The 25,789-nt window shown below is 71.5% G+C and carries 25 protein-coding genes; 13 read left to right on the forward strand and 12 right to left on the reverse strand.

Annotated features, from left to right (window positions below; genetic code table 11):
* Nucleotides 1–52: 52 nt before the first annotated feature.
* Nucleotides 53–1,084, reverse strand: coding sequence for a TIGR03617 family F420-dependent LLM class oxidoreductase (locus E1269_RS08665; RefSeq protein ID WP_131893423.1), 1,032 nt, complete (start codon nt 1,082–1,084; stop codon nt 53–55).
* Nucleotides 1,085–1,274: 190 nt separating this feature from the next.
* Between E1269_RS08665 and E1269_RS08670 the strand changes: the two genes are divergently transcribed.
* From E1269_RS08670 to E1269_RS08690, 5 genes are read left to right on the forward strand one after another with little or no spacing between them, the layout of a single operon-like run.
* Nucleotides 1,275–2,429 carry an acyl-CoA dehydrogenase family protein gene (locus E1269_RS08670; RefSeq protein WP_131893425.1) on the forward strand — a complete coding sequence of 385 codons (1,155 nt, stop codon included), beginning with the start codon at nt 1,275–1,277 and terminating at the stop codon, nt 2,427–2,429.
* Nucleotides 2,430–2,468: 39 nt separating this feature from the next.
* Entirely contained in the window at nt 2,469–3,470 is a 1,002-nt protein-coding gene (locus tag E1269_RS08675) for a tripartite tricarboxylate transporter substrate binding protein (protein WP_131893427.1), read from the forward strand.
* Nucleotides 3,471–3,483: 13 nt separating this feature from the next.
* Nucleotides 3,484–4,086 (forward strand): tripartite tricarboxylate transporter TctB family protein, encoded by a 603-nt coding sequence (locus E1269_RS08680; protein WP_131893429.1) that lies wholly within the window; start codon nt 3,484–3,486, stop codon nt 4,084–4,086.
* The gene (locus E1269_RS08685) at nt 4,083–5,630 is read left to right on the forward strand and encodes a tripartite tricarboxylate transporter permease (RefSeq protein WP_131893431.1); all 1,548 of its coding nucleotides are present in this window, start codon (nt 4,083–4,085) and stop codon (nt 5,628–5,630) included. The genes E1269_RS08680 and E1269_RS08685 overlap by 4 nt, the downstream gene beginning before the upstream one ends.
* Entirely contained in the window at nt 5,630–6,823 is a 1,194-nt protein-coding gene (locus tag E1269_RS08690; RefSeq protein WP_420810609.1) for a CaiB/BaiF CoA transferase family protein, read from the forward strand. Before E1269_RS08685 ends, E1269_RS08690 begins: the two co-directional genes overlap by 1 nt.
* Before the next feature lie 16 nt (nt 6,824–6,839).
* Here the strand turns inward: E1269_RS08690 and E1269_RS08695 are convergent, their stop codons facing one another.
* Nucleotides 6,840–7,820: an alcohol dehydrogenase catalytic domain-containing protein gene (locus E1269_RS08695; RefSeq protein WP_162606290.1), complete on the reverse strand. Its 981-nt coding sequence runs from the start codon at nt 7,818–7,820 to the stop codon at nt 6,840–6,842.
* Nucleotides 7,821–7,929: 109 nt separating this feature from the next.
* Here E1269_RS08695 and E1269_RS08700 point away from each other — a divergent pair, with 109 nt between their 5' ends.
* Genes E1269_RS08700 through E1269_RS08710 form a run of 3 tightly spaced genes read left to right on the forward strand, consistent with a single transcriptional unit; the run spans nt 7,930 to nt 10,592 of the window.
* Entirely contained in the window at nt 7,930–8,979 is a 1,050-nt protein-coding gene (locus tag E1269_RS08700; RefSeq protein WP_162606291.1) for a zinc-dependent alcohol dehydrogenase, read from the forward strand.
* Nucleotides 8,980–8,989: 10 nt separating this feature from the next.
* A complete protein-coding gene (locus E1269_RS08705) occupies nt 8,990–9,817 on the forward strand; it encodes an SDR family oxidoreductase (protein ID WP_131893439.1) in 828 nt (275 codons plus the stop codon).
* A 4-nt stretch (nt 9,818–9,821) separates the two neighbouring features.
* Complete coding sequence (locus E1269_RS08710) at nt 9,822–10,592, forward strand: IclR family transcriptional regulator (protein ID WP_131893440.1); 771 nt, start codon at nt 9,822–9,824, stop codon at nt 10,590–10,592.
* 245 nt (nt 10,593–10,837) lie between these two features.
* Here E1269_RS08710 and E1269_RS08715 read toward each other — a convergent pair whose 3' ends face one another.
* Both E1269_RS08715 and E1269_RS08720 read right to left on the reverse strand, forming a co-directional pair.
* Entirely contained in the window at nt 10,838–12,367 is a 1,530-nt protein-coding gene (locus tag E1269_RS08715) for a golvesin C-terminal-like domain-containing protein (RefSeq protein ID WP_203433196.1), read from the reverse strand.
* 112 nt (nt 12,368–12,479) lie between these two features.
* The gene (locus tag E1269_RS08720; protein WP_203433198.1) at nt 12,480–13,922 is read right to left on the reverse strand and encodes a helix-turn-helix transcriptional regulator; all 1,443 of its coding nucleotides are present in this window, start codon (nt 13,920–13,922) and stop codon (nt 12,480–12,482) included.
* Nucleotides 13,923–14,044: 122 nt separating this feature from the next.
* Here E1269_RS08720 and aceA point away from each other — a divergent pair, with 122 nt between their 5' ends.
* Complete coding sequence (gene aceA / locus E1269_RS08725) at nt 14,045–15,379, forward strand: isocitrate lyase (RefSeq protein WP_131893446.1); 1,335 nt, start codon at nt 14,045–14,047, stop codon at nt 15,377–15,379.
* Between the two features lie 352 nt (nt 15,380–15,731).
* Here the strand turns inward: aceA and dhaM are convergent, their stop codons facing one another.
* Genes dhaM through dhaK form a run of 3 tightly spaced genes read right to left on the reverse strand, consistent with a single transcriptional unit; the run spans nt 15,732 to nt 17,751 of the window.
* Nucleotides 15,732–16,124: a dihydroxyacetone kinase phosphoryl donor subunit DhaM gene (gene dhaM / locus E1269_RS08730; protein WP_131893577.1), complete on the reverse strand. Its 393-nt coding sequence runs from the start codon at nt 16,122–16,124 to the stop codon at nt 15,732–15,734.
* Between the two features lie 2 nt (nt 16,125–16,126).
* The gene (gene dhaL / locus E1269_RS08735) at nt 16,127–16,756 is read right to left on the reverse strand and encodes a dihydroxyacetone kinase subunit DhaL (RefSeq protein WP_131893448.1); all 630 of its coding nucleotides are present in this window, start codon (nt 16,754–16,756) and stop codon (nt 16,127–16,129) included.
* A gap of 2 nt (nt 16,757–16,758) precedes the next feature.
* Entirely contained in the window at nt 16,759–17,751 is a 993-nt protein-coding gene (dhaK, locus tag E1269_RS08740; RefSeq protein ID WP_131893450.1) for a dihydroxyacetone kinase subunit DhaK, read from the reverse strand.
* A 104-nt stretch (nt 17,752–17,855) separates the two neighbouring features.
* Between dhaK and E1269_RS08745 the strand changes: the two genes are divergently transcribed.
* Complete coding sequence (locus E1269_RS08745; protein ID WP_239000834.1) at nt 17,856–18,500, forward strand: IclR family transcriptional regulator; 645 nt, start codon at nt 17,856–17,858, stop codon at nt 18,498–18,500.
* Between the two features lie 28 nt (nt 18,501–18,528).
* On the opposite strand, the gene E1269_RS08750 is transcribed toward E1269_RS08745, so the two are convergent.
* Entirely contained in the window at nt 18,529–19,002 is a 474-nt protein-coding gene (locus tag E1269_RS08750) for a hypothetical protein (RefSeq protein ID WP_131893454.1), read from the reverse strand.
* Between the two features lie 37 nt (nt 19,003–19,039).
* Nucleotides 19,040–19,516: a hypothetical protein gene (locus E1269_RS08755; RefSeq protein ID WP_131893456.1), complete on the reverse strand. Its 477-nt coding sequence runs from the start codon at nt 19,514–19,516 to the stop codon at nt 19,040–19,042.
* 145 nt (nt 19,517–19,661) lie between these two features.
* On the opposite strand from E1269_RS08755, the gene E1269_RS08760 reads away from it, so the two are divergent.
* Entirely contained in the window at nt 19,662–21,137 is a 1,476-nt protein-coding gene (locus tag E1269_RS08760) for an FAD-dependent monooxygenase (RefSeq protein ID WP_131893458.1), read from the forward strand.
* Between the two features lie 73 nt (nt 21,138–21,210).
* Here the strand turns inward: E1269_RS08760 and E1269_RS08765 are convergent, their stop codons facing one another.
* The gene (locus E1269_RS08765; RefSeq protein WP_131893460.1) at nt 21,211–21,675 is read right to left on the reverse strand and encodes an Lrp/AsnC family transcriptional regulator; all 465 of its coding nucleotides are present in this window, start codon (nt 21,673–21,675) and stop codon (nt 21,211–21,213) included.
* Nucleotides 21,676–21,808: 133 nt separating this feature from the next.
* Here E1269_RS08765 and hppD point away from each other — a divergent pair, with 133 nt between their 5' ends.
* Nucleotides 21,809–23,017 carry a 4-hydroxyphenylpyruvate dioxygenase gene (gene hppD / locus E1269_RS08770; RefSeq protein ID WP_131893462.1) on the forward strand — a complete coding sequence of 403 codons (1,209 nt, stop codon included), beginning with the start codon at nt 21,809–21,811 and terminating at the stop codon, nt 23,015–23,017.
* Nucleotides 23,018–23,074: 57 nt separating this feature from the next.
* Here the strand turns inward: hppD and E1269_RS08775 are convergent, their stop codons facing one another.
* On the reverse strand, nt 23,075–24,169 hold the full coding sequence (locus tag E1269_RS08775; protein ID WP_131893464.1) for a sensor histidine kinase: 1,095 nt from the start codon (nt 24,167–24,169) through the stop codon (nt 23,075–23,077).
* Entirely contained in the window at nt 24,162–24,845 is a 684-nt protein-coding gene (locus E1269_RS08780; RefSeq protein ID WP_131893466.1) for a response regulator transcription factor, read from the reverse strand. Before E1269_RS08780 ends, E1269_RS08775 begins: the two co-directional genes overlap by 8 nt.
* Nucleotides 24,846–24,932: 87 nt before the next feature.
* On the opposite strand from E1269_RS08780, the gene E1269_RS34180 reads away from it, so the two are divergent.
* The gene (locus E1269_RS34180) at nt 24,933–25,619 is read left to right on the forward strand and encodes a M15 family metallopeptidase (RefSeq protein ID WP_131893468.1); all 687 of its coding nucleotides are present in this window, start codon (nt 24,933–24,935) and stop codon (nt 25,617–25,619) included.
* The last annotated feature ends 170 nt before the right edge of the window (nt 25,620–25,789 follow it).

A 25,789-nucleotide genomic window follows, 5' to 3' on the forward strand; every position in this document is an offset into this window, starting at 1 on the left:
GTGGTGGGATGTAACGCACCATACAACGGACACACTGTTCACTCTGTGAGACTTACCTCACGGGCCGTGTCAAGGCCGCCCACGCCCGGTCCCACCCGTCGCCGGACGGGCGCGGGTCGAGCGGCTGGTGCGGTGCCACCCGGTCCAGCAGGCCCTGATAGCGCTCGCGCAGCGTCGCGCCGACCTCGTCCGGCGCGGCCTCGACGGCGAACTGGCCGAGCATCTCGTCGGTGACCAGGCCGGGCAGGTCGTCCCAGCGGCCGTCGCGGGCGAGCTGGGTGAGCGCCGCGCCGGCCGACTCCCAGCCGTGCACCTCCAGCACGGTGCGGTAGCTCGGCGTGGAGGCGTAGAAGGCCAGCCGCTCACGGACGGCCCGGCGGGCGCGGTCGCGCTCGGCGGCGTCCGTGCCGGTGACGACGAACGTGCTGGCGGAGACGGCGACGGCGGACGGCCCGCGGCCGGCCGCCGCGGCGCCCCGGGCGAGGTTCGGCATGGTGACCTCGCGCAGGTAGGCGGTGCTGTGGAACGGGTGGACGTGGAAGCCGTCGCAGAGCTCGCCGGCCACCGCCGTCAGGCCCGGGTTCACCCCCGCGATCGATACCGGGATGTCCGGATGGTCGATCGGGCCCGGGTCGAACGCCGGCGTGAGCAGGGTGTGCGCGTAGAACTCGCCGTCGTGGCGCAGCCGCGTCCCGTCCTGGAACGACCGCCAGATCGCGCGCAGTGCCGTCACGTAGTCGCGCATCCGGGCGGCCGGCCGGCCCCACGGCATCGCGAAGCGCCTGGTGACGTGCGCCTTGACCTGTGTGCCCAGTCCCAGCAGGAACCGGCCGCCGGACATCCGTTGCAGGTCCCAGGCCAGCTGCGCGACCACCATCGGCGACCGTGAGAACGCGATGGCCACCGACGTGCCGACCCGCAGGCGGGTGGTCGCCGCGGCCGCGTAGGCGAGCGGCAGGAACGCGTCGTGCTTGTTCTCGCTGCTCCACAGGGCGTCCAGGCCGAGCCGTTCCGCGCGCCGGGCGACGTCCTGGACGTCGGCCGGCGTGAGTGCCTCCGGCGGGAGTCGTGCGTCGAGTTCCATGCGACCTCCGGCGTTGTTACGGACCGGTATCTAGACAGTGAAGGTACCGTGTGGTGAACTGAACGTCCATTACACGGGACGATGCCCGGCGCGTCCGCTCCGCACGGCGGTGACCCCGCCGCGGTGCGCCTCGGTTCGCATCCGATCCCGCGTCTTCCGCACCGCCGCGAGGTTCAGGAAGGGGCCGACCATGGATTTCGAACTCTCCGAGGAGCGTGCGGAGATCCGGCAGACGGTGCGCCAGCTGTGCGCGAAGTTCCCGGACTCCTACTGGAGAGAGCTCGACCAGAAGCGCGCCTACCCGGAGGAGTTCCTGCGCACGATGTTGGACTCGGGATGGCTGGGCGTGCTCATCCCGACCGAGTACGGCGGCAAGGGCATGGGCATGACCGAGGCCGCCATCATCATCGAGGAGATCAGCCGCTCCGGCGGCAACGCCATCTCCTGCCACGCGCAGATCTACAACGTGGCCATGCTGATGCGGCACGCCTCGGAGGAGCAGAAGCGCCGTTACCTGCCCAGGATCGCCGCCGGCGAGCTGCGGTTCCTGGCCTTCGGGCTCACCGAGCACAACGCCGGGCAGAACACCACGCGGCTCGAGACGAGCGCCGTCCGCGACGGCGACCACTACGTCGTCAACGGCAGCAAGAACTGGCTGTCCCGGATCCAGCACTCCGACCTGCTGCTCCTCATCGCCCGCACCACGCCGTTCGAGCAGGCGGCCCGGAAGACCGAGGGCATCACGGCGTTCCTGGTCGAGCTGCCGGTCGAGGGCATCCACGTCACCCCGGTGCCGCTGATGATGAACATCGAGACCAACGAGGTGACCTTCGACGACGTGCGCATCCCCGCCAGCAGCATGGTCGGCGAGGAGGGCAAGGCGTTCCGCTACATCCTCGACGGCGTCAACGGCGACCGCATCGCCGCGGCGTCGGCGGCCATCGGCGACGCCCGCTGGTTTGTCGACAAGGCCCGCGACTACGCCAACGAGCGGGTCGTCTTCGACCAGCCGATCGGCAAGAACCAGGCCGTCCAGTTCCCCATCGCGCGCGCCTACGCCAACACCGAGGCCGCCAGCCTGATGAGGTTCAAGGCCGCGACGCTCTACGACGCCGGCCGGCCGTGCGGGCCGGAGTCCAACATGGCCAAGCTGTTCGCGTCCGAGGCGTCCTGGGGCGCGGCGGAGGCGGCCATGTCGACCTACGGCGGCTACGCCTTCGCCGCCTCCCGCGACATCGAGCGCAAGTTCCGCGAGACGCGGCTGTTCCTCAACGCTCCCGGCTCGAACAACCTGATCCTGTCGTACCTGGGACAGCACGTGCTGGGCATGCCGAGGAGCTTCTGAGGCCGCCGGGTCACCGGACAGCAGGAGAGGAGTTCACCGATGGCGGTGAACCGCAGTGCGGTACGAGTGCGGCTGGCCGCGGCCGCGGCCGGTCTCGCGGTCCTGGCGTCGTGCACCGCGCAGAACAGCGTGAGCGCCGAGAACTACCCCCGCAGCGCCGTGCGCCTGGTCGCGCCGGCCGCGGCCGGCGGCGGCTACGACACGACCGCCCGGACCATTCTCGAGGTGGTGAAGGACGACGACCTCGTCGAGGTGCCGATGACCGTCGAGAACCGCGACGGCGCCGACGGGTCGGTGTGGATGGCCGAGATGTCGTCGAGCTTCGAAGGCGCCGACAACGTGATCTCAGTCGGCGGCACCGCGTCGATGTACAACGACGTGCGCGGCGAGACCGAGGCCACCTTTCACGACGTCACCCCGATCGCGGCGCTGATCACCGAGTACTACGTGCTGGTCGTGCCGGCGGACTCGCCGTACGACTCGCTGGACGACGTGCTCCAGGCCGTGCTCGACGACCCGCAGTCGGTGCCGGTCGGAGGCGGCAGCCTCGACCGGGCGGTGTTCGACCTCCTGGTCCTGGCGGCCGGTGGCGACCCGTCGCAGACCAACTTCGTCGTCTATCCCACCGGTGCGGAGCAGGTCGTCGGCCTGCTCAACGGCGACCTGGCCGTCGGGGTGTCCGGGACACCGGAGTTCGCCGGGCAGATCGCCTCCGGTGACCTGCAGGCCCTGGCCGTGACCAGCGACGAGCGACTGAGCGGCGAGCCGTACGACGACGTGCCGTCGGTGACCGAGCTCGGCTACGAGGTCTCCCTGGCGAACTGGCGGTGCGTCTACGGACCGGCCGGCATGCCCGACTACGCGGTCCGCTACTGGCGCGGCGTGCTGGAGGAGATGGTCGGCACCGACGCCTGGGGCGCAGCCGCCGAGCGCAACCAGTGGGAGACCACGTTCACGACCGGCCCGGACCTGACCGAGCTGATCGACACCACGTACCAGGAGATCGAGGACGCGTACCGCGCCGCCGGCGTCATCGACTGAGAGGAGGATCGGCATGACCGGGATCGAGTCGAGAGAATCCCCCAGGCTGCCGCTGCTGCGGGGGAACGCGGATGCCGTCGCCGGGTTGGTGGTGGCCGCCTTCGGCGTCTTCTTCGCCGTGGCCGCCGTGAACGTCGAGGCCAGTCCGTTCGCCAACACCGTTCTGGAACCCGGCGACCTGCCGCTGGTCGTCGCCGTGGGGTTGATCGTCGCCGGGCTGGCGCTGACGGTGCAGAGCGTGGTGCGTGCTCGGCGGCGGGCCGTGGACGTCGTGGGCGCCGCCGCGGGCCGTGCGGCCCGGGCCGACCCGGCCGCGAGCGACCCGGCCGGGAGCGGCGTAGCCGGGAGCGGCGGAGCCGAGCCGCGTCCGCGGCCGGACCGGCGCGACCTGCTGGTCTACGGCGCGCTGCTGGTCGGCTACGTGTTGACCCTCATTCCGCTCGGCTACATCGCGTCGACGTTCGTGTTCATCCTCGTCGGCTCCATGTACCACGACCGCCTGCACCTCGTCCGTAACGTCGTCTACGCCGTGGTCTTCTCCATGGGCGTCTTCGTGGTGTTCAACTACGCGCTGGGAGTCATCCTGCCCCCGGGAGTCATGGGGTTCATGCCATGACCGACATCCTCGGAGATCTGGCGACCGGCTTCGGGCACGCACTCACGCCGGCCAACATCGGCTGGGTCCTGCTGGGCGTGCTGGTCGGGACGGTCGTGGGCGTGCTGCCCGGTCTCGGCTCCATCACGGCGATCGCGCTGCTGATCCCGGTGGCGTTCGGGCTGGACCCGCTCAGCGGGCTGATCATGCTCTGCGGTGTGTACTTCGGCTCGCAGTACGGCAGCTCCACCACCGCGATCCTGGTGCAGACACCGGGCGACATGGGGTCCGTGGTCACGACCATCGACGGTCACGAGATGGCCAAGGGGGGCCGGGCGGGACCGGCGCTGGCCACCGCCGCCATCGGCTCGTTCCTGGCCGGAACGCTCTCCGTGGTCGCGCTGACCTTCTTGTCCCCGTGGCTGGCCGACGCCGCCCTCCAACTCGGCGCGGCGGAGTACTTCCTGCTCATGCTCCTGGCTCTGCTCCTGGTGTCGACGCTGACCACCGGCTCGTCGCTGAAGGCCGTCATCTCCGCGCTGATCGGCCTGGCACTGGCGACGGTGGGCATCAACCCCGGCAGCGGGGTGCCGCGGCTGACGTTCGGCTCCTTGGAGCTCAGCAGCGGTTTCGACTTCGCGCTGGTCGCGATCTCGATCTTCGCGGTCGCGGAGGCGGCGCGGGTGCTGTCGGTACGGGGACGGTCCGCCGAGAAGCGTGAGGTCGGCCGGATCTGGATGTCGAAGGAGGACTGGCGGCGCTCGGCCGGGCCGTGGGGCCGCGGCTCGGTGGTCGGCTTCGTCATCGGCGTGATGCCGGGAATCGGGCCGTCGCTGGCGTCGTACGTCTCGTACATCCTGGAGAAGACGGTCAACCGAAAGCACCGCCGCGAGTTCGGCAAGGGCGCCATCGAGGGCGTCGCCGGGCCGGAGGCGGCCAACAACGCCGGTGTCGGCGGCGCCTTGGTGCCGATGTTCACCCTCGGCATCCCCGGCTCGTCGACCACGGCGCTGCTGCTGTTCGTGTTCACCATGTACGGCCTGCAGCCGGGACCGCAGCTGCTGGAGACCAACTCGACGCTGGTCTTCGGGATCATCGCCAGCCTGTACATCGGCAACGTGGCTCTGCTGGCTCTGAACCTGCCGCTGGTGGGGCTGTTCGCGCAGTTGCTGCGCATCCCGACGCCGCACCTCTACCTCGGGGTCACCGCGTTCGCCGTGCTCGGCGTCTACGTGCTGAAGTTCTCCCAGTTCGACCTGTACGTGATGATCGCGTTCGGGGTGCTCGGCTTCCTCATCGCGCGGTACGGGTTCTCCGCGGCCACGCTGGTGCTCGGCATGGTCCTCGGGCCCTTGCTCGAACAGAACCTGGAGCGGGCGCTGAACATCTCCGGCGGCGACCCGGCGGTGTTCGTGGAACGGCCCATCTCGCGGGTGCTGGTGGTCCTGATCGTGGTCGTGCTGCTGGTGCCGCTGCTGAGCCTGCTCGCCCGGCGGCGCCGGGACCGCCGTCCGCTCGTGGACGCCGCGGCGCCGGGCTCGGAGCGTGCCGAGAAGAAGGAGTGATGCGCGTGCCCGCTCTGGACCGGGTGAAGGTGCTGGACGTCACGCAGGTGCTGGCCGGCCCGTTCTGCGGTCAGCTCCTGGCGGACATGGGAGCCGACGTCACGAAGATCGAGCCGCCCGGCACCGGCGACCAGTCCCGCACCGCGCTCGGGTTCACCATGAAGGGCGACGACACCGCCGCCTTCCTGGCGATCAACCGTGGCAAACGGAGCGTGACGCTCAACCTCAAGGAGGACGCCGGGCGGGAGATCTTCCACGCGCTGGCGCGCGACGCCGACGTCGTCATCGAGAACTTCCGGCCCGGAGTCGCCCGCCGGCTCGGCATCGACTACGAGACGCTCGGCGCCGTCAACCCCCGGATCATCTGCGCCAGCATCTCCGGCTACGGCCAGACCGGGCCGTACGCGAACCGGCCGGCGCACGACCTCATCGCCCAGGGCATGACCGGCCTGATGAGCGTGACCGGCGAGCCGGGCGGTCCGCCGGCGAAGGTCGGCATCTCCATCGCCGACCTCTCGGCCGGGCTGTTCTGCGCGTTCGGCATCCTCTGCGCCTACGTCGCGCGGGAGCGGACCGGCCGCGGCCAGTACGTCGACACGTCCATCTTCGAGGCGCCGCTGGCGCTGTCGGTGTTCGAGTCGAGCGAGCTGTGGGGGCTGGGCCGGGTACCGCGGCCGCTGGGGTCCACCAACCGCACCGCGGCGCCGAACCAGGCGTTCCGGGCCCGCGACGGGTACCTCAACATCTGCGCGGCCAACCAGCGGCTCTGGGCGCGGCTGTGCGCCGTCCTCGGCCGGGACGACCTCGTCGGCGACCCCCGCTTCGCCACCAACGACCTGCGCATGACCAACCGCGCGGAGCTGGAGACGGAGCTCGAGGCGACGCTCGCCGACCGCGACGCCGACGAGTGGGTCCGGCTCATCCTCGACGCGGGCGTCCCGGCCGGGCCGATCCTCGACTACGGCCAGGTCTTCGACGACCCGCACACCCACGCGCGGGACATGGTGGTCGAGATCGAGCACCCGGTGGAAGGGCTGCTGCGCGGGCTCGGCATCCCGGTGAAACTCAGCGACACGCCTGGTGCGGTCCAGCGTCCCGCGCCGCTGCTCGGCGAGCACACCGACGAGGTCCTGCGCGGGCTCGGCTACTCCGACGCCGACGTGGCCCGGCTGCGGGAGAACGGGGTGGTCTGACGGGCCACCGCCGGCATCACCGGCCGGGCTCGACGACCACCTTGAGCGACTCGCCGGAGCGGGCCAGGTCGAGCGCCTCGGCGTACCGCGACAGCGGCACGGCGGTCCCCACGATCATGGAGGTGTCGACGGCGCCGGCCACGAGCGTGCGCACCGCCCGGGCGAACGTGTCGCGGGTGGTCATGCTGCCCCGGATCGTCAGCTCGCCGGCGAACACCTCGTACGGCGACAGCGGCACCTCCGTCGTCGGCGCGGCCACCCCGATCTGCACGAACGTGCCGCCGCGCCGCAGCCGCCGCAGCCCGTCGCCGATGGCCGGACCGGCTCCGCTGGCGTCGAGGACCAGCGGCCACGCGTCGACGGCGGACTCGCGCGCGTCCGGCAGCGCCTCGTCCGCGCCGGCCTTGCGTGCGCCCGGCAGCCGCGACTCGTTCGGGTCGACGACGGTGACACGGTCGGCGCCGAGCCGGCGCGCCATCTGGGCGGTCAGCAGGCCGACTGTGCCGGCGCCGTACACCAGCACCTCGGCGGCCGCCGGCGACGGCGCCAGGTCGAACGCGTGCAGGACGCAGGCCAGCGGCTCGGTCAGCACCGCCGTCCGGTCGTCGACGGCGGGGTCGACGACGTGGCAGTTGATCGCCGGCACGGCCACCAGCTCGGCCGCGCCGCCCGGCAGCGAGACGCCGATGGCCAGCCGGTTCGCGCACAGGTTGAGGCGGCCCTCGCGGCACCACGCGCAGGCGCGGCACGGCACGCCGGGGTCGACGACGACGCGGTCGCCCGGTCGTGGGCCGGTGACGCCGGGACCGGCCTCGACGACGGACCCGGTGACCTCGTGCCCTGGCGTCACCGGGAAGCGCGCGGTGGCGAACTCGCCGTCGAGGATGTGCAGGTCGGTGCCGCAGATGCCGGTCAGCGCGACCTCCACGGTCACCTCACCGGGCCCGGGCCGGGGGTCGTCGGCCGGTCCGACGCGCACGGACCCGGGCTCTGTCATGACGGCAGCTCGCATGGGCGATCGTCTCCAGTCTCAGGCCGCTGTGGGGCTGGACATCCATCTGTCCGCGTGGTGGACTAATTGTCCGTTCAGTAGGAAGGTACGCGTTATGGAGGCGGTCGTCTACACCGGTCCGGGTGAACTGTCCGTGGCCGACCGCCCGGCGCCGCGGCCCGGCCCCGGCGAGGTCGTCGTCGACGTGTCGCACGTCGGGATCTGCGGATCCGACCTGCTGATCTGGGCCGGCGGACTGGACCGGGTCCGGCCGCCGGTCGTCCTGGGACACGAATTCAGCGGGGTGGTCACCGACCCGAACGGCTGCCCCGGCGTCGCCGCGGGTGACCGGGTGGTGGTCGAGCCCCTGCTCGCCTGCGGCGAGTGTGGCGCCTGTCAGGCCGGCCAGCGGCACGTGTGCCGGCGGCTGCGGTTGATCGGCATCGACGTGGACGGCGCGGCGGCCGCATACGTGGCGGTGCCGGCGGCCCGGCTGCACCGGGTCCCCGACCGACTGAGCCTGCGCGACGCCGCGCTGGCCGAGCCGACGGCCGTCGCCGTCCACATGGTGCGCCGGGCGGGCGTGGGCGTGGCCGACCGGGTGCTCGTCGTCGGCGGCGGCCCGATCGGCGCCCTGGTGGCGGCGGTGTGCCGGGTGGCCGGCGCCGCCACGCTGGTGGTGAGCGAGCCGAACACGTACCGCCGGGAGTTCCTGGCCGACCTCGGGTTCTGCACCCACGACCCGGCCGCGCAGCCGGGCGGCGCTGACCTCGCGGCGCTGGCCGGCGGCGACGGTGACGGCCGGGATGCCGCCGGGCGCGCCGTCGACGGGTTCGACGTCGCGTTCGAGCTCACCGGCGTGCCGGCCGGGCTCGCCGCGGCCGTCGGGGCCACGGCCACGCACGGCACCGTCCTGCTGGGCGGCCTGCCGCACGGGCCGGTACCGGTGCAGGTGGCGGAGGCGGTGTTCAAGGAGCTCTCGCTGGTCGGCTCGCGCGTCTACACCTCGGCCGACATGGCCGACGCGGTCGGCCTCATCGCCTCCGGAGCGGTACCCGCCGGGCGCCTGGTGACCCGCGAGGTCGCGCTACCCGACGCCGTCGACGGCGCCTACGAGTCGCTGCGGGCGGGCCGCGACGACATGAAGATCCTCATCACGCCCTAGCGGAGGCAGGATGCACAGCACACCCGAACGCAGGCTCGGCAGCATGGCCGGCCGGGTCGCCCTGGTCACCGGTGCCAGTAGCGGCATCGGCGCGGCGATCGCCCGCGAGTTCGTCGCGGCCGGCGCCCGGGTCCACGGCGCCGCCCGCCGGGCCGACGCGATCGTCGAGCAGGTCGGCGCCGACGCCGTCGCCCGCGAACGGTGTGTGCCCCACGCCCTGGACGTCGGCGACCCGGTGGCCGTCGACGACCTCGCCGCCCGGCTGCACGCGGAGGACCCCGTCGACACGCTGGTCTGCGCCGCCGGGTTCAACGTCACCGACCGCCGGCTGGCGCAGCTGACGAACGAGGCCTGGGACGAGCTGGTCCGGGTCAACCTCAGCGGGACCTTCTACGTCCTGCGTGCCGTGCTCGACCAGCTGCGCGAGCGGCAGGGCGACCTCGTGGTCATCTCCAGCGTGGCGGGATCGTGGCCGGACCACAGCGGGCCCGGCTACGGCGCCACCAAGTCCGGGCTGCTGGGCCTCGCCCGCGGCGCCGGCATCGACGAGCACGCCAACGGCGTTCGCGTGTCGACCATCCTGCCCGGCATCGTCAACACACCGATCCTCGACGATCGCCCGGTGCCTCCATCGCCGGAGCTGCGCGAGTGGTGCGTCCAGCCCGAGGACGTCGCCGCCGCCTGCCTGTGCGCGGTGACCCTGCCGGCGCGGGCCAACATCGCGGAGATGACCATCGTCGCCACCCGGCTGCAGTCCCTCGGAAAGACACAGAACGCCAACCCACAGCTTCCCGAAGAGGTCTCGCCACACGGCACGGGTGTCCGGCAGATAGGATGATGGAATGGCGGGTGAAGGTGGGTTGCGGCTGGTGCGCAAGGCCGTGGAAGTGCTCGACCTGCTGGGGGAGGGCCGCGAGCTGACCATCGCTCAGCTGGCCGAACGCAGCGGCGAGCCGCGCAGCTCCCTCTACCGGCTGCTCGGAACCCTCGAGCAGCTGGAGATGGTGGAGCCCACCGAGCGGCGCGGCTACTTCCGCCTCGGCGTCCACGTCATGCGGCTCGGCATCGCCAGCGTCGAGGGACGGGGCCTGCGCGAATGCGCGCGGCCCGCCCTGGAACGGCTGCGCACCGAGACCGGCGGCCTGACCGCCTACCTCGTCGTGCGCCGCGACCGCGAGGCCGTCTGCATCGAACGGGTCGAGGGCACCCGGGTCGCGTCCATGGCGCTGAAGCTCGGCGGCGCGCTCCCGCTGCACGCCGGCGCCGCGCCTCGGGCGCTGCTCGCGTTCTCCGCCGAGGATCAGTGGCGCGAGTACACCGACGGAGGCGAGCTGCGCCGGCTCACCGACAACACCCCGGCCGAACCCGAACGGCTCTACGAGGTCCTCGCCCAGGAACGGGCCGAAGGCATCTGCGTCAGCGACGGCGACGTCACGGTCGGCATCGCCGCCATCGGTGCGCCGATCTTCGACCACGACGGCGCCGTCGTCGCCGCCATGTCGGTCAGCGGCCTGCGCGACGAGGTCGTCGGCCCCAACGCCGCGAAGGTCAAGGACCTGGTCGCCGAATGCGCCGCCGACGTCTCCCGCGCCCTCGGCCACCGCACCAGCTGACCGGCCGCCCGCTGCTCCGACCTTCGGGGGCAGCGACCAGGGGGACGGCAGAGGTATCACGAGGATCGTGTGTGCTTCACCATGCTTGGAACCCTGGTGAGGCGCGGGAACGCCTGGTGACGTGGGGGCCGGACGGGGGCGGGCGCCCGCCGGCGGTCCGCCTACGTCGAGGACGGTCGCCCGCGGCTGTAGGGGGGCCAGTCGCGGGCGACCGCCAGGGCTCCGGGGTGCCCTCGCCGGAGAGCTCAGGTGGTGGAGCTGATCCGGACGGCGTCGGCCTCGATGGAGCCGGCGGTGGAGGTCCAGCGGCTGACGCCGACCACCTGGCGGTTGCCGGCCGCCAACGAGAACGTTCCGATGAGGACCCAGCGCCCCCCGTTGGCGCGCTGGTCCACGTACACCGTCTGATTGCCACCCGAGGCGGCGACGATGTACGGAGTGCGGGAGTTGTTGGCCGGGTCCTGCGGGTACCAGACCTCGACCCGGTAGCTGCCTGCGGCCGGGATGTCGGCGCTGAACCAGGCCGGGTCGCTGGAGAGCACGGGCTGGGCGTGCCGGTGGTTGCTGCCGTACTGTCCAGGTGCCGATGCCGTCGCCCAGTTGCCGCTGGCGGTGAAGGCGCCGCCGTTGTCGACGATGACGCTCCACGAGGGATCGCCGCCGTCGCCGCGCACGTAGTCCATGTAGCGGGTCCAGTCCCAGTGCGGGCCGGGGTCGGTGTGCGTGGCGCCGGGAGCCTCGCTGTGGGCGATGATGTGCGTGCGGTCCAGGGGGATGCCGTAGCGGTCGCAGACGTGGCGGGTGAGGGTCGCGGAGGAGCGGTACATCGCCTCGGTGTACCAGGACGCGTCGTCCACCCAGCCCTCGTGCTCGATGCCGATCGAGCGGTTGTTCGTGTTGCCGACGTGCCAGGCGACGTCCTTGTTGCGCACCATCTGTGTCACTTCGCCGTCGGAGGAGCGGATGACGTAGTGGGCCGAGACGTTGGCGCTCGGGTTCTGGAACCACGAGATGCAACCGGCGTAGGAGCCCTGGACGGTGTGGATGACTACCCGATCGATCGCGTAGTCATTGGGACGGTTCGCGACCCGGTAGTTGCCCGAGTTGGCCGCCACCCACCGCGCCGGCGGGTAGTCCTCGGTCATCGTCTCGAACCGCTGCGCGACGGTTGGCACGTCGGCGAACGCGCCCAGCTGGGGCCGGACCGTCCGGGCGTCGACGGTGAATGTCTCGCCGCCGGCGTGCAGCGACAGCCCGCGGGCCAGCGCCTGGTAGACGGCGTCGGCCTCGAGCCGGGCGACCGAGGCGTCGGAGAACGCCGAGTATCGCGCGACCGGCTCGTACCAGGCGTCGACATCGGCACGGTCGGCGGCGCCGAGCCCCGCGGCGTCGGCCAGCGAACGCAGCAGCGCGGCGGCGCCGTCGACGTTCGCCGCCACGTCGGTGCGCAGCGCGGCGGCGGAGTGACCGCTCAGTCGCGCGGCGGTGGCCAGCGTGTTCGTCGTGTGGTTGCTGGCCAGGTGCATGACGCCGTAGCCGCCGGCGGCGCTGGGCTGTCCGGCGTGGTCATTGATGCGGGTGACGGTGTACGACAGCGCGACCAGCACGTCGCGGGGGACGCCGTAGCGCTTCGAGGCGGCGGTGAACGCGGCGCGCAGCCCGGCCACCGGCCGGACCGGGGAGCCGGCCGCCTGGGCGGACACGGTGACGACGGGGGTCACGACGAGCGCGGCGCCGAGGGCGATGACCGCGCGGCGAGTGGGTTGACTGGTCACGGTGGTTCCCATCTGTCGCCCGGGGACGGTCGCCGGTTGCGGTGGAGGCGAGTAACAGCAGAACCTACCGACAGTTTGTCGTTGTGTCACCACATTCTGGGAGAATGTCCGGTTAACCCGCTCCGGCGCCGGAGTGTCGCTCGAGGAAGGTATACACGTCGGTGACGTCGACACCGGGAAACGTGCCTGGCGGCAACGCGGCCAGCAGGTGCGAGTGCACCCGCGCGCTGGGCCATGCGCGGTGCCCCCAACGCGAGGCCAGCGGCGCCGGCGGGCGGCGGCAACACGACGGGTCGGGGCAGCCAGAGCTGGCTCGCACGGTCGTCTCGCGACCCTGGAACCACTTCGAGTGCGCGTAGGGCACGCCGACGTCGACCGCGAAGTCGCCTTCGGGGGTGCTCTCGACGTGGGTGGTGCACCAGTAGGTGCCGCGGCCCATGTCGGTGTACTGGTGGTGGGTGGCGTAGCGGTCCGGTGCGGCGAACACCGCGCGGGCGGCCCAGTAGCGGCAAACCATCTGGCCCTCGATGGCCCCGGTGACGTCGGTCGGGAACGTGACGTCGTCGTTCTCGTAGGCCTTGTAGATGACGCCGTCCTCGCCGACTCGCATGAAGTGCACCGGCAGCCCCAGATGGTGGGTGGCCAGGTTGGTGAAGCGGTGCGCCGCGGTCTCGTACGAGACCGCGAACACGTCGCGGAGGTCGTCGATGGCCAGCTCGCGCCGAGCCTTGGCCCGTTGCAGGAAGTCGGCGGCGGCGGCCTCGGGCATGAGCAGCGCGGCGGCGAAGTAGTTGGTCTCGACGCGCTGGCGAAGGAAGTCGGCGTAGTCGGCGGGCTCGCGGTGGCCCAGGGCGAAATGGCCGAGGGTCTGCAGCACGATGGTGCGCGGGTCGTGCCCGCCGCGGCCGGCCGTCGGCAGGTAGATGCGCCGCTCCTCCAGGTCCGTGATCGACCGCGTCGCCCGCGGGAGATCGGCGGTCCGGTGCAGGGTGAAGCCGAGGTGGGCGGTCAGCTCACCGATGCCGCGCTCGGTCAGCGGGCCGCCGGCGTGCCCGACCGCGCGCGAGATGCCGGCCGCCACCTGCTCGATCTCGGCGAAGTAGTTGCCCCGCTCGCGCATCCGAAGGCGCAGCTCGGCATTCGCGCGCCGCGCCTCCTCCGGCGTGGCGGCCTGCTCGGTCGCGCGGCGCTGCAGCTCGCGATGAAGGCCGACCAGTGACTCCAGCACGTCGGTGGGCAGCTTGCCGCTGACCCCCACCTGCGGCAGCCCGAGCGAGGAGTACAGCGGCTCGGCCTGCGCGTGCTGCAGGGCGATCTCCAGCGCCGCCCGGTGCGACGGCGGCTCGGGCTTCAACAGGTCCGCGACCTCGACGCCGAGCGCCGTCGCGATGGCCTGCAACAGGGTGAGCCGCGGCTCACGGCGGCCGTTCTCGATCTGGGAGAGCAGCGACGGTGCCCGGTCGACGGCCGCGGCCAGATCGCTGAGCGTCAGCCCGGCGGCCTTGCGTGTGTGCCGGATGCGCCGCCCCAGCGTGACGATGTCGAGATCAGCCATCACTTCTCGCCTTGTGAAAGTCCGTCGAATTTCACCCATCGTAGCGGTGGTACGCCGCCACGAGCGGTCGTCACGGTGTTGTTGTCCGAGTTTTCACTCACCACGACACAAAAGGAGCGAACATGACGGCGACACTCGACGCCCAGGGCAAGGAGTCGCAAGCGACGGCGCCGACGGTGGGCGACCGGCAGGCAGCCGAGGCGGCCGACCTGGCCCGGGAGTGGGCCACCGACCCACGCTGGGCCGGGGTCAGCCGCACCTACACGGCCGAGGACGTGGTGCGGCTGCGCGGCACGGTCCGGGAGGAACACACGCTGGCCCGTCGCGGTGCGGAGCGGCTGTGGCACCTGCTAGGGCGGGACCAGCACGTCGCGGCGTTGGGAGCCATCACCGGCAACCAGGCCGTGCAGATGGTGCGGGCCGGGCTCGAGGCGATCTACCTGTCCGGCTGGCAGGTCGCCGCCGACGGCAACACGTCCGGCAACACCTACCCCGACCAGAGCCTCTACCCGGTGAACTCGGTGCCGACCGTCGTCCGCCGGATCAACAACGCGCTGCTGCGTGCCGACGAGATCACCTACGCCGAGCAGGCGGACCCCGGCTTCGACTGGCTGGCGCCCATCGTCGCCGACGCCGAGGCCGGGTTCGGCGGTCCGCTCAACGCGTTCGAGCTGGCCAAGGCTCTGATCGCGGCCGGTGCCGCGGGCATCCACTACGAGGACCAGCTCGCCTCGGAGAAGAAGTGCGGCCACCTCGGCGGCAAGGTCCTGGTTCCCACGTCGCAGCACGTCCGGACGCTCAACGCGGCACGATTGGCCGCCGATGTCGCAGGCGTGCCGACCATCGTCGTCGCCCGCACCGACTCGCTGGCCGCCGAGCTCATCACCAGCGACGTCGACCCGATCGACCGGCCGTTCCTGACCGGAGAGCGGACGGCGGAGGGCTTCCACCGGGTGCGCTCCGGCATCGAGCCGGTCATCGCCCGGGCGCTGGCGTACGCGCCCTACTGCGACCTGATCTGGGTGGAGACCGGCACGCCCGACCTCGGCCTGGCCCGCCAGGTGGCCGAGGCCGTGCATGAGCGGTTCCCCGGCAAGCTGCTGGCCTACAACTGCTCGCCGTCCTTCAACTGGAAGGCCCACCTGGACGACGCGCAGATCGAGACGTTCCAGCGCGAGCTGGCCGCGCTCGGCTACCGCTTCCAGTTCATCACCCTGGCCGGGTTCCACCAGCTCAACTACGGCATGTTCGACCTGGCCCGCCGCTACGCCGAGGCCGGCATGACCGCTTACGTCGACCTGCAGCAGCGCGAGTTCGCCGCGGAACAACTCGGCTACACCGCCACCCGGCATCAACGCGAGGTCGGCACCGGCTACTTCGACATGGTCTCCACCGCGCTCAACCCCGACAGCGACACCCTCGCGCTGAAGGGCTCGACGGAGGAAGCCCAGTTCTGACACTGTCCGCGCGGGCCGCCTCCTCAGAACTCCCCGTGGGAGCGGGCGGCGGCGACCAGGACGTCCTGGCGCTGCCGTCGGGTGTGCCGGCCGGCGTCGACCCACCGTTGCGAGACCTGGTCGACCCGCCGGACCACGCCGGAGCGGACGGTGCGGAAGACGACCTCCGGCTCAACCCGCTCGGTCCAGGGATGAGGCTCGTCGTCCGACCGCTGACGCCCATCACCAGGGGGTAGAGCACCAGAAGTCCTGGTGGTGTCGCCGATCGTTGATGATCACCGCGGGGCGCCGCACAGTCTGCTGAGTCGTGCCGGGCCAATGCAACGCGGCGGCGGCGGCGAGACCCCGGCAATCAGAGCTTGCGCATCGACCAGGCGCCTTCGGCGGAGTCGACGACGGCGTCGAGGTCCTGCCCGGTGGAGGCCAGGACCGCGGCCGCCACCGCGCCCTCGGTGAACGGGGCGTCGGCGAGGCGGACGCGGGGCGGGTCGTCCTCGTCCTCGAGGTCGACGAGGAGCGTCTTCGCGGTGAGGACGGAGCTTCCCATGTCCATGATCACGCACACTCCGTCGCCGCTTTCGGCCGAGCGGACGGCCGCGGCGATGAGCTCGATGCTGGTGCCGAACCGCCCGTCGTCGGTGCCGCCGGCGGGGCGGACGGCGACCTCGGGCCCGGCCAGCTCGCCGGCGAGCTCCGCGACGGCGCCGGCCAGGGCCGAGCTGTGCGAGACGAGGACAATGCCCACCGTCACGCCGTGACCTCCGCCAACGCGCGGAGCAGCAGCGCCGTCGACGCCGCGCCGGGGTCCTCGTGGCCGACACTGCGCGGGCCGAGGTAGCTGGCGCGGCCCTTGCGTGCCTGCAGCGGAATGGTGGCCGCCAGCCCGGCCTCGGCCGCATCGGCCGCCGCGAGCGCGGCGGCCGGCAGCGAGGCGCCGTCGGCGGCCAGGTCGTTGAAGGCTCGCACGGCAGGACCGAGCGCATCGACCATCGTCTTGTCGCCCTCGGCCGCGCTGCCCAGCTCGACGATGGCGGTCAGCATCGCCTCCAGCGCGGCGCCGAGCTGCACGGCGTCGGCGTCGGTGGTGTCGCCGAGGGCCTTGCCGGCCCGGCGCAGCGCGCTGCCGTACAGCGGCCCCGAGGCGCCGCCGGTCTTGGCGACGATGCCGCGCCCGGCGACCACCAGCACCTCGCCCGGAGTGCTGGGCTCCTTCTCCGCGATCCCGGCCACGGCGGCAGTCAGGCCACGCACCAGGTTGGCGCCGTGGTCGCCGTCGCCGATGGCCGCGTCCAGCGCGGTGAGCCGGGCCTCGTCGGCCTTGACCACCGTCGCGGCCGTGTCGATCCAGGCGACGGCGGTCTCGGTGTCGAATCCCATGCTCACCGTCCCCAGCGCAGCGCGGGCGTGGACACCGGCGCATCCCACAGCCGCAACAGTTCGTCGTCGAGCTGGGTGAGCGTGACCGAGAAACCGGACTGGTCGAGGCTGGTGATGTAGTTGCCGACCAGGCTGCGGGCGACCGTCGCACCGTGGCCCTCGATCCAGGCTGTGGCCTCAGCGAACGCGCCGTACAGCTCGATCAGCGGGGTGGCGCCCTGACCGTTCAGCATGACCAGCAGGTTGCCCGAGACCGGCAGGTCGGCGTGGATGACGTCGAGCGCATAGGCGATCAGCTCGTTCATCGGCGCCATCGAGCCGCGCTCGCGGCCGGGCTCGCCGTGGATGCCGACGCCCAGCTCGACCTCGTTCTCCTCCAGCGCGAAGCCGGGCTTGCCGGCCGCCGGAACGGTGCCGGCGTGCAGGGCGATGGCGAAGGACCGGGTGCGCTCGTTGACGCGCGTGGCGACGGCGGCGACGGCGTCGAGGTCGGCGCCCCCCTCGGCGGCGGCACCGGCGATCTTCTCCACGAACACGGTGCCGCCGACGCCGCGCCGACCGGCTGTGTAGGTGGAGTCCTCGACCGCGGCGTCGTCGTTGGTGACGACGCTGACCACGCGGATGTCCTCGTCCTCGGCCAGTTCCGCTGCCATCCGGAAGTTGAGCACGTCGCCGGTGTAGTTCTTGACGATGTGGAGCACACCCGCTCCGGCGTCCGCGCGCTGCGTGGCCAGCAGGATCTGATCGGGAACCGGTGAGGTGTAGACCTCGCCCGGCGCGGCGGCGTCGAGCATGCCGTAGCCGACGTAGCCGCCGTGCAGCGGCTCGTGGCCGGAACCTCCACCGGAGACCAGGCCGACCTTGCCCTGCCGTGGACCGCCCGCCAGCGAGATGACCCTGTTCTCGACGTCGACCTCGAGCGAGGGGTGTGCGGCGGCCAGGCCGCGCAGTGCGTCGGTGACGACCGTGTCGGGCGAGTTGATCAGCTTCTTCATCGACGGACCGACCTTTCCACGAGGCACGGATGACATCTGCGAGCCACAGTACGCGCGAATGCGGCCGCTGAGGTCGCGCGCCGGGAAGCTCTATGGTTGGGCCCGTGGTGGAGATCTCGCAGACCCTCGATCGCGGCCTGCGCCTGCTCGAGGTCCTGGCCGGGTCCAGCAGCGGTCTCACCGTCGCCGAGGCTTCGGGTGTGCTCGGCGTCAACCGCACCATCGTCTACCGGCTCCTCGCGACGCTGGAGCAGCACGGCCTCGTGCGCCGGGTCGCCGGCGGCCGGTTCTGCGTCGGCTTCGCGGCACTGACGCTGGCCAGCAGCGTGCACCCGCTGCTGCGGCAGGTGGCCCAGCCGGTGCTGCGCTCGCTCGCCGAGGACGTCGGCGCCACCGCTCACCTCACCATCGCCGACGGGGTCGAGGCGCTGGCCGTCGCGGTGGTCGAGCCGACGCGGACCGACTACCACGTGGCGTACCGGGTCGGCACCCGTCATCCGCTCGAGCGAGGTGCGGCCGGGCGGGCCATCCTCGCCGGCCGGTCAGGCGACGTCCGGGCCGAGGCGCCGGGCTTCGTCGCCACCACCGGTGAGCTCCAGACGGGGGCCAGCGGCGTGGCGGCCCCGGTGCCGGCCGTGGCCGGAGTCGAGGCGAGCGTCGGTGTCATCGCCCTCGGCGAGCTGGACGCCGAGTCCATCGGGCCGCGGACGGTGCGCGCGGCGGTCGAGCTGGCGCGCCGGCTCGGCTGACGCGCGGTGGCGTCGCTTCGTGATGGCGTCACTCCGCGACGGTGATCTCGACCTCATTGGAGACGCGGCTCTCGTCGTCCACCTGGACCACCCGGTAGCTGTTGGGGCCCAGCTGTTCCGGCGAGACGAAGCCGCCGAACGTGCCGTCGGCGCGGGAGACGGGCGCGATGGGGGTGTCGGCGTTGGGGAAGTCGGTCCACTCGCCCTCGCCGACCCGGTGCTGGAGCTTGACCTGGATGCCGGCCTCGGCGGGTGCGATGGTGCCGGAGAACGTGACGATCCCGCGCGGCGGGAGCGTGGTGGGGTCGGCGGCCAGGGTGATGCCGCTGTCGGGCGGTTCTTCGCCACCGGTGGAGGCGTCATCAGGCGCGCCGGTGCGGCTGGAGCCGTCGGGTGCGGCGTCACCACCCTGGGAGCCGATGACCGCGCCACCCGCGAAGCCGACGACGGCGGCCGCGGCGAGGCAGGCGGCGAAGGCGCGGCGGGTGGCTTCAGTGGGCATCGGCGCCTATTCAAACATTCGCCGCTGACACCCCGCGTCAGCCGATGGTGACTTCGACCGCGTTCGAGACCACCGAGTCGTCGTCCACCCGGACCACGCGGAAGCTGTTGACGCCTTCGCGCTGCGAGTTGAGCCGCGACGTGCCCTGGCCGTTGGCGTCGGTGGTGATGAGGTTGACGTTCGGGAAGTTCTCCCACTCGCCGCCGTCGACGCTGCGCTGGATCTGCAGCTCGACACCTTCCTCCGCCGGCTCGATCGACACCGCGAGGCTGATGTCCTCGTTGGGGGCGACGGACGTGGGATCGGCGGAGAGGGTGACGCCGGCGGTCGCCTCCTCGGTCGGCGTTGCGGGGGTCTCGCCGACCGGCGTGGTGCTTTCGGGTGGCGTGGAAGCGGAGGAGCCCGGCTCCTCGCCGCCTTGCTGGCCGCCGACGTAGGCACCGCCGGCGAAGCCGACGATGGCGGCGGTGATCAGGCTCGCGGCGAGCGCGCCGCCGGAGGCTCGACTGGACATCGAACCCATTCAATCGCGACACCCGGGGTCCGAGGCAAGTCGGCGTCCGCGCGACGGTCGCCGTGACCTGGGGTGACGTCGAGTGTGAAGGGTGCCACGCGTAGATCGGCACCGTCGGCGGGTACGGTGCCGCAAGGAGGTAACGATGAGTGACGCGTCGGACGTCGTGGTCGTCGGCGGCGGACCCACCGGCCTGCTGCTGGCCGGTGACCTGGCCGCGGCGGGGGTGTCGTGCACGCTGCTCGAGCGGCGCACCGAGCGCCCGCCGCTGACCCGGGCCTTCGCCGTCCACGCCCGCACGTTGGAGACGTTCGACGCCCGGGGCATCGCCGAGCAGGTGGTCGGGTCCGGTACGCGCGTCAGCTCGCTGAACCTGTTCGGCTCCATCGAGGTGGACCTGTCGGCGCTGCCCACGCGGTTCCCGTTCGTGCTCGTCACCCCGCAGTACAACGTCGAGGACGTCCTGGAGCGGCGGGCCCGCGCCGCCGGCGCCGACCTCGTCACCGGGACCGAGGCCGTCGCGCTCAGCCAGGACGACGACGGCGTCGAGGTCGCCGTCGCCGGGCCGGACGGCGAGCGGCGGCTGCGCGCCTCGTACGTCGTCGGCGCCGACGGGCTGGACAGCACGATCCGGCGCGCGTTGGACGTGCCGTTCCCCGGCGAGGCCGTCGTGCGCTCGGTCATGCTCGCCGACGTGCGGCTGGCGGAGCCGCCCGACGACGTGCTGGTGATCGGTGCCGGGGACGACGGGTTCGCGTTCATCGCCCCGTTCGGCGACGGGTGGTACCGCGTCATCGCGTGGGACCGGCACCTGCAGCGGCCCGAGGACGACCCCGTCGATCTCGACGAGATCCGCGCCGTCGCCGCGAAGGTGCTCGGCACCGATCACGGCATGCACGACCCGCGCTGGCTGTCGCGGTTCCACAGCGATGAGCGGCTGGCTCCGACCTACCGGGTGGGCCGGGCGTTCCTGGCCGGCGACGCCGCGCACGTGCACTCGCCGGCCGGCGGGCAGGGCATGAACACCAGCCTGCAGGACGCCGCGAACCTCAGCTGGAAGCTGGCCGGCACCGTGCACGGCTGGGCGCCGGACCCGCTCCTGGACACCTACGACGAGGAGCGGCACGCCGTCGGGCAGAGCGTCGTGCAGGGCAGCGGCACGCTGCTGCGGATGGCGTTGATGGGCTCGGCGCCGCTGCGCGCCGTCCGCAACGTCGCCGGCGCCGCGGCCGCCCGCATCGGGCCGGTGCGGCGCAAGGCCGGCGAGTTCGTGTCCGGCCTGGCCATCGGATACTCGCGCGCCCGGGGCGACCATCCGCTCGTCGGCCGGCGGGTTCCGGACGTGACGGTGCTCGGCCTGGACGGCGAGCGGGAGCGGCTGTACGAGAAGCTGCGCACCGGCCGGTTCGTGCTGCTGACCGGCCAGGACCACCACGGCCTGGTCGACCCGTGGGCCGGCCGGGTCGACCTCGTGTCCACGCTGGACCGGTCGCAGGGGCTGACGCTCGTCCGGCCCGACGGCTACGTCGCGTGGGCCACCGACACCAAGCCCATCATGCGCCGCGACGTCGAGCTCCGTGCCGCCCTGATCACCTGGTGCGGTGACCCAGCCCGCCAGTAGGTCACCCGGGTCGCATCGACCGCGCCCTCTCTCCCCGGCCCGCACCGCTCGCGTTGATCTTGGGGTGGGGCGCTCAGGTGGACGCCGCGGACTCGACCAGCGGCAGGATGCGCGGCGCCACGACGGTCGAGAGGGCGATCAACGTCGAGGTCCGGACGATGTCGTCGTCGCCGACGAGGTCGTCGATCACCCGCTGCAGGTCGTCGTTGTCGCGAGCGACGATGCGGCACAGCAGGTCGCCCTGGCCGGTGATGGTGTGCACCTCGAGCACCTCGGGGATGCGGCCGAGGTGGGCAGCCACCGACTCGCGGGCGCCCTGCCGGATGTCCAGGGACGCGAACGCGGTCACCCGGAAGCCGAGCGCGGCTGGATCGACCGTCGGGGCGAAGCTCGCGATGACGCCGGTGTCGCGCAGCTTGTCCAGCCGGGCCTGCACCGTGCCGCGGGCGACCTGGAGCCGTCGCGACGCCTCGAGCACGCCGATGCGCGGCTCGCGGGTGAACAGCTCGAGGATGCGGGCGTCCAGCTCGTCGATCATGGGCTTGTAGCCTCCTCGGCAGACTGATCAATCTGCACACCGAAATGATGGTTACGGTGTTCAGACCGTACACCGTGACCACCGTGTTGCGCGGCACTTGCCCACCTGGTCGCGACGACGGCAGAGTCCAGACATGACGGCCACCGATCACGCCCTGACCCCCGAAGAGCGCGACGCCGACCTCGACCTCGAGCAGCTCAAACAGCTGGTCGGCCTGGTCGAGTACGACGAGAGCAAGGACCCGTTCCCGGTCACCGCCATGGACGCCGTGGTGTTCGTGGTCGGCAACGCCACCCAGGCCGCGCACTTCTACCAGTCGGCGTTCGGCATGGAGCTGGTCGCGTACTCCGGACCCGAGACCGGCAACCGCGACCACAAGGCGTTCGTGCTCAAGAGCGGCTCGGCGCGGTTCGTGCTGAAGGGCGGCGTCGTCCCGGACAGCCCGCTGCTGGACCACCACCGCCGGCACGGTGACGGCGTCGTCGACCTCGCCCTGGAGGTGCCCGACGTCGACCAGTGTGTCGCGCACGCCCGCACGCAGGGTGCCACCGTGCTGGAGGAGCCGCACGACGTCAGCGACGAGAACGGGACCGTCCGGCTCGCGGCCATCGCCACCTACGGCGAGACCCGCCACAGCCTGGTCGACCGCTCTCGCTACACCGGCCCATACCTGCCCGGCTTCGTCGCTCGGACGTCGACGCACGTCAAGCGGGACGGCGCGCCGAAGCGGCTGTTCCAGGCCGTCGACCACTGCGTCGGCAACGTCGAGCTGGGCAGGATGGACTACTGGGTCGACTGGTATCGCAAGGTCATGGGCTTCGTGAACATGGCCGAGTTCGTCGGCGACGACATCGCCACGGAGTACTCCGCGCTGATGTCGAAGGTCGTGGCCAACGGCAACCACCGCGTGAAGTTCCCGCTCAACGAGCCCGCCGTGGCGAAGAGGAAGTCGCAGATCGACGAGTACCTGGAGTTCTACGGCGAGGCCGGCTGCCAGCACATCGCGCTGGCCACGGGCGACATCCTCCGGACGGTCGACCAGATGCGCGCCGAGGGCGTGGAGTTCCTCGACACCCCCGACGCCTACTACGACGACCCCGAGCTGCGCGCCCGCATCGGCACCGTCCGCGTGCCGGTCGAGGAGCTGAAGAAGCGCGGCATCCTTGTCGACCGCGACGAGGACGGCTACCTGCTGCAGATCTTCACCAAGCCGATCGGCGACCGGCCCACCGTGTTCTACGAGCTCATCGAACGACACGGCTCGCTGGGCTTCGGCAAGGGCAACTTCAAGGCGCTGTTCGAGTCGATCGAGCGCGAACAGGAGCGCCGCGGGAACCTCTGACCTCTGTGGTCCGCCCCAACCAGCTGGCCAACACGTGACCAGGTGTGCGGTACCCGGCTAGTTGGCTGTATGTGGTGGCGGAGCGGGCAGCTCAACGGCGACATGGAGTCCGCCAGCGGGGCGGGAGGTGAGGGTGAGGGTTCCGTCGTGCGCTTGGACGATGCTTCTGACGATTGCCAGGCCGAGGCCGACACCCGCGTGGTCGGTGCGTATGCGTGCGGTACCGCGCTGAAACGGTTCGGTGAATGTCGAGACCAGCTGTGGGCTGAGCATGTCGCCGGTGTTCTCGACGGTGAGCGTGACGGACCCTGGACCGGTGGCGGTGTCGACCTGCACGGTGCCGTGTTGGGGAAGGTTGTGGACGATGGCGTTGTGCAGGAGGTTCGTGGTCATCTGCAGCAGGAGCGCATGTGAGCCGAAGGCGGGGGTGATGTCCCCGGAGGTCTCGATGGCGACGCCGTGCTGTTCCGCGAGGGGGAGGAGTGTCTCGGCGGCTTCTTCCGCTATGAGGGACAGGTCGACGGGTACTGGGGTGAATGACCGTTGGTCGGCGCGGCTGAGCAGGAGCAACGCCTCAGTGAGGTCGATCGCTCGAGCGTTGACGAAGTGGAGGCGTTCGACGAGTTCGCCGTTGTCGCGGTTCGGATCCTTGCGGGCGACGTCGAGAAGTGTCTGTGTGATCGCCAGCGGGGTGCGTAGTTCGTGTGAGGCGTTGGCCGCGAATCTCTGCTGCTCGGCAACGTGTGCTTCGAGCTGCTCGAGCATGGCGTCGAAGGCGTCGGCGAGTTCGCGGAACTCGTCTTTGCGGCCTTCCAACTCGATCCGGTGGGAGAGCGACCCGTTCGCGGCCCTGCGGGTGGCGTTGGTGATGCGCGTCAAGGGAGCGAGCATCCGTCCGGCGAGGAACCATCCCCCGACGAGCCCGAAGACGAGCAGGAACGCCAGCGCCTGGGTCGCTCTCGGGACGAAGGCGCGCTCGAGGTCGGAGCGGCTGGGCATCGGTAACCGGTTGGGGCTGTAGATCGCGTCGGGTACGTAACGCAGCAGGAACACCCACACGACGGCGAGCAGCAAGGCACCCGCGAGCATGAGGAACCCGGCATAGCTGAGGGTGAGCTTGAGACGGACGCTCAACCCTGGCCGCCTATCCATGGTTTGGTTCCTCACGTTCGGCGTCGATGCGGTATCCGACGCCGGGCACCGTGGCGATCAGCCAGGGCTCGCCGAGCCGTTTGCGCAGGGCTGAGACGGTGATGCGCACGGCATTGGTGAACGGGTCGGCGTTCTCGTCCCACGCCCGTTCCAGGAGCTCTTCGGCGCTGATGACACCGCCTTCGGCGGTGACGAGGACTTCGAGCACGGCGAACTGCTTGCGGGTGAGCGCGACGTAGCGGCCGTCGCGGTAGACCTCGCGACGGAACGGGTCCAGCCGCAGGCCCGCGATCTCCCGCACGGGTGGCCTGTTGTGGGCGCGCCTGCGATCGAGTGCTCTGAGACGGAGCACGAGCTCTCGGAGGTCGAAGGGCTTCGTCAGGTAGTCGTCGGCACCGAGCTCGAACCCGGAGGCCTTGTCGTCGAGCCGGTCGGCAGCGGTGAGCATGAGGATCGGCATGCCGCTGCCGGAGGCGACGATGCGTTTGGCGATCTCGTCGCCGGTGGGGCCGGGGATGTCGCGGTCGAGGACGGCGATGTCGTAGGCGTTGATGCTGAGCAGTTCCAGAGCGGTGTCGCCGTCACCGGCGATGTCGGCGGCGATCGCTTCCAGGCGTAGGCCATCACGAATGGCCTCTGCCAGGAAGGGTTCGTCCTCGACGATCAACACACGCATGTTCTCGATGCTACGAGCCGGAACATATCGTCGGCATACCGAAAACGACATACGCGCTGGCAACACCCGGCTGCCTTGACTGCAGGCATGAGCTACAGCCGATCAGCACGAACCACGGCCCGCCGAACCCGATCGACCACCCTCGCCGCCCTCGTCGTCATCAGCGCGGCGCTCACCGGCGTCCTCGTCTACCAGTCGCGGGCGGCCTCGTCCTCCTCGGTCGAACCACCCTCCCCGGCGCCACCACCATCCTCGGCGGCCTCGCCGCCATCGGCCGCATCGCCTGACGACACTCGTCACCGCCACCGCGATGGTGCACTCGGCGAGGCCGATGGTGCCGTCCCCGACGGCGTGACGGTCTTCGACGACGACATTCCGGCACTGGCCAACCTCGACCCCGACCTGCTCGATGCCCTGCGCCGAGCTGCCGCTGATGCCGCGGACCACGGGGTCGAGTTCATCGTCAACAGTGGCTGGCGAACCCCTGCGTACCAGGAGCGACTACTCCGTGAGGCGGTTGCGAAGTACGGCTCGGAAGAGGAGGCCGCCCGATGGGTGGCCACCCCCGACACCTCTCCCCACGTGGCGGGGCACGCGATCGACATCGGGCCCTCCGATGCCACGGCGTGGCTGTCCGAGCACGGCGCCGACTACGGGTTGTGCCAGATCTACAGAAACGAACCCTGGCACTACGAACTGCGCCCCGAAGCGATCGATCACGGCTGCCCGCCCATGTATGCCGACCCTACGCACGATCCGAGGATGCAGCAGTGACCAGCACGCTCGGGATGCGGGCGAGCGCCATCCATGATCATCAACCGGTGGCGACACCATGACGTCGCCACCGGTTGATGATCAGGGCCAGACACGACTCCACCGGCGAGGCACACCTCACTAACCTCAGCACCTGCACGCCGGTCGCCCGTAGCGCCGCGGCCGCTTCC

The sequence above is a fragment of the Jiangella asiatica genome, from assembly GCF_004349065.1.
GTDB classification, from domain to species: domain Bacteria; phylum Actinomycetota; class Actinomycetes; order Jiangellales; family Jiangellaceae; genus Jiangella; species Jiangella asiatica.

What these genes read in the sequence shown, in the direction of transcription:
- E1269_RS08685 (WP_131893431.1), top strand. Translation starts at nt 4,083, where the DNA reads ATGACCGACATCCTCGGAGATCTGGCGACCGGCTTCGGGCACGCACTC.
- hppD (WP_131893462.1), top strand. Translation starts at nt 21,809, where the DNA reads ATGACGGCCACCGATCACGCCCTGACCCCCGAAGAGCGCGACGCCGAC.
- E1269_RS08760 (WP_131893458.1), top strand. Translation starts at nt 19,662, where the DNA reads ATGAGTGACGCGTCGGACGTCGTGGTCGTCGGCGGCGGACCCACCGGC.
- E1269_RS08700 (WP_162606291.1), top strand. Translation starts at nt 7,930, where the DNA reads ATGGAGGCGGTCGTCTACACCGGTCCGGGTGAACTGTCCGTGGCCGAC.
- E1269_RS08710 (WP_131893440.1), top strand. Translation starts at nt 9,822, where the DNA reads ATGGCGGGTGAAGGTGGGTTGCGGCTGGTGCGCAAGGCCGTGGAAGTG.
- aceA (WP_131893446.1), top strand. Translation starts at nt 14,045, where the DNA reads ATGACGGCGACACTCGACGCCCAGGGCAAGGAGTCGCAAGCGACGGCG.
- E1269_RS34180 (WP_131893468.1), top strand. Translation starts at nt 24,933, where the DNA reads ATGAGCTACAGCCGATCAGCACGAACCACGGCCCGCCGAACCCGATCG.
- dhaL (WP_131893448.1), bottom strand. Translation starts at nt 16,756, where the DNA reads ATGGGATTCGACACCGAGACCGCCGTCGCCTGGATCGACACGGCCGCG.
- E1269_RS08690 (WP_420810609.1), top strand. Translation starts at nt 5,630, where the DNA reads ATGCGCGTGCCCGCTCTGGACCGGGTGAAGGTGCTGGACGTCACGCAG.
- E1269_RS08695 (WP_162606290.1), bottom strand. Translation starts at nt 7,820, where the DNA reads ATGACAGAGCCCGGGTCCGTGCGCGTCGGACCGGCCGACGACCCCCGG.
- E1269_RS08670 (WP_131893425.1), top strand. Translation starts at nt 1,275, where the DNA reads ATGGATTTCGAACTCTCCGAGGAGCGTGCGGAGATCCGGCAGACGGTG.
- E1269_RS08750 (WP_131893454.1), bottom strand. Translation starts at nt 19,002, where the DNA reads ATGCCCACTGAAGCCACCCGCCGCGCCTTCGCCGCCTGCCTCGCCGCG.
- E1269_RS08755 (WP_131893456.1), bottom strand. Translation starts at nt 19,516, where the DNA reads ATGTCCAGTCGAGCCTCCGGCGGCGCGCTCGCCGCGAGCCTGATCACC.
- E1269_RS08675 (WP_131893427.1), top strand. Translation starts at nt 2,469, where the DNA reads ATGGCGGTGAACCGCAGTGCGGTACGAGTGCGGCTGGCCGCGGCCGCG.
- E1269_RS08780 (WP_131893466.1), bottom strand. Translation starts at nt 24,845, where the DNA reads ATGCGTGTGTTGATCGTCGAGGACGAACCCTTCCTGGCAGAGGCCATT.
- E1269_RS08665 (WP_131893423.1), bottom strand. Translation starts at nt 1,084, where the DNA reads ATGGAACTCGACGCACGACTCCCGCCGGAGGCACTCACGCCGGCCGAC.
- dhaK (WP_131893450.1), bottom strand. Translation starts at nt 17,751, where the DNA reads ATGAAGAAGCTGATCAACTCGCCCGACACGGTCGTCACCGACGCACTG.
- E1269_RS08680 (WP_131893429.1), top strand. Translation starts at nt 3,484, where the DNA reads ATGACCGGGATCGAGTCGAGAGAATCCCCCAGGCTGCCGCTGCTGCGG.
- E1269_RS08765 (WP_131893460.1), bottom strand. Translation starts at nt 21,675, where the DNA reads ATGATCGACGAGCTGGACGCCCGCATCCTCGAGCTGTTCACCCGCGAG.
- E1269_RS08775 (WP_131893464.1), bottom strand. Translation starts at nt 24,169, where the DNA reads ATGGATAGGCGGCCAGGGTTGAGCGTCCGTCTCAAGCTCACCCTCAGC.
- E1269_RS08720 (WP_203433198.1), bottom strand. Translation starts at nt 13,922, where the DNA reads ATGGCTGATCTCGACATCGTCACGCTGGGGCGGCGCATCCGGCACACA.
- E1269_RS08705 (WP_131893439.1), top strand. Translation starts at nt 8,990, where the DNA reads ATGCACAGCACACCCGAACGCAGGCTCGGCAGCATGGCCGGCCGGGTC.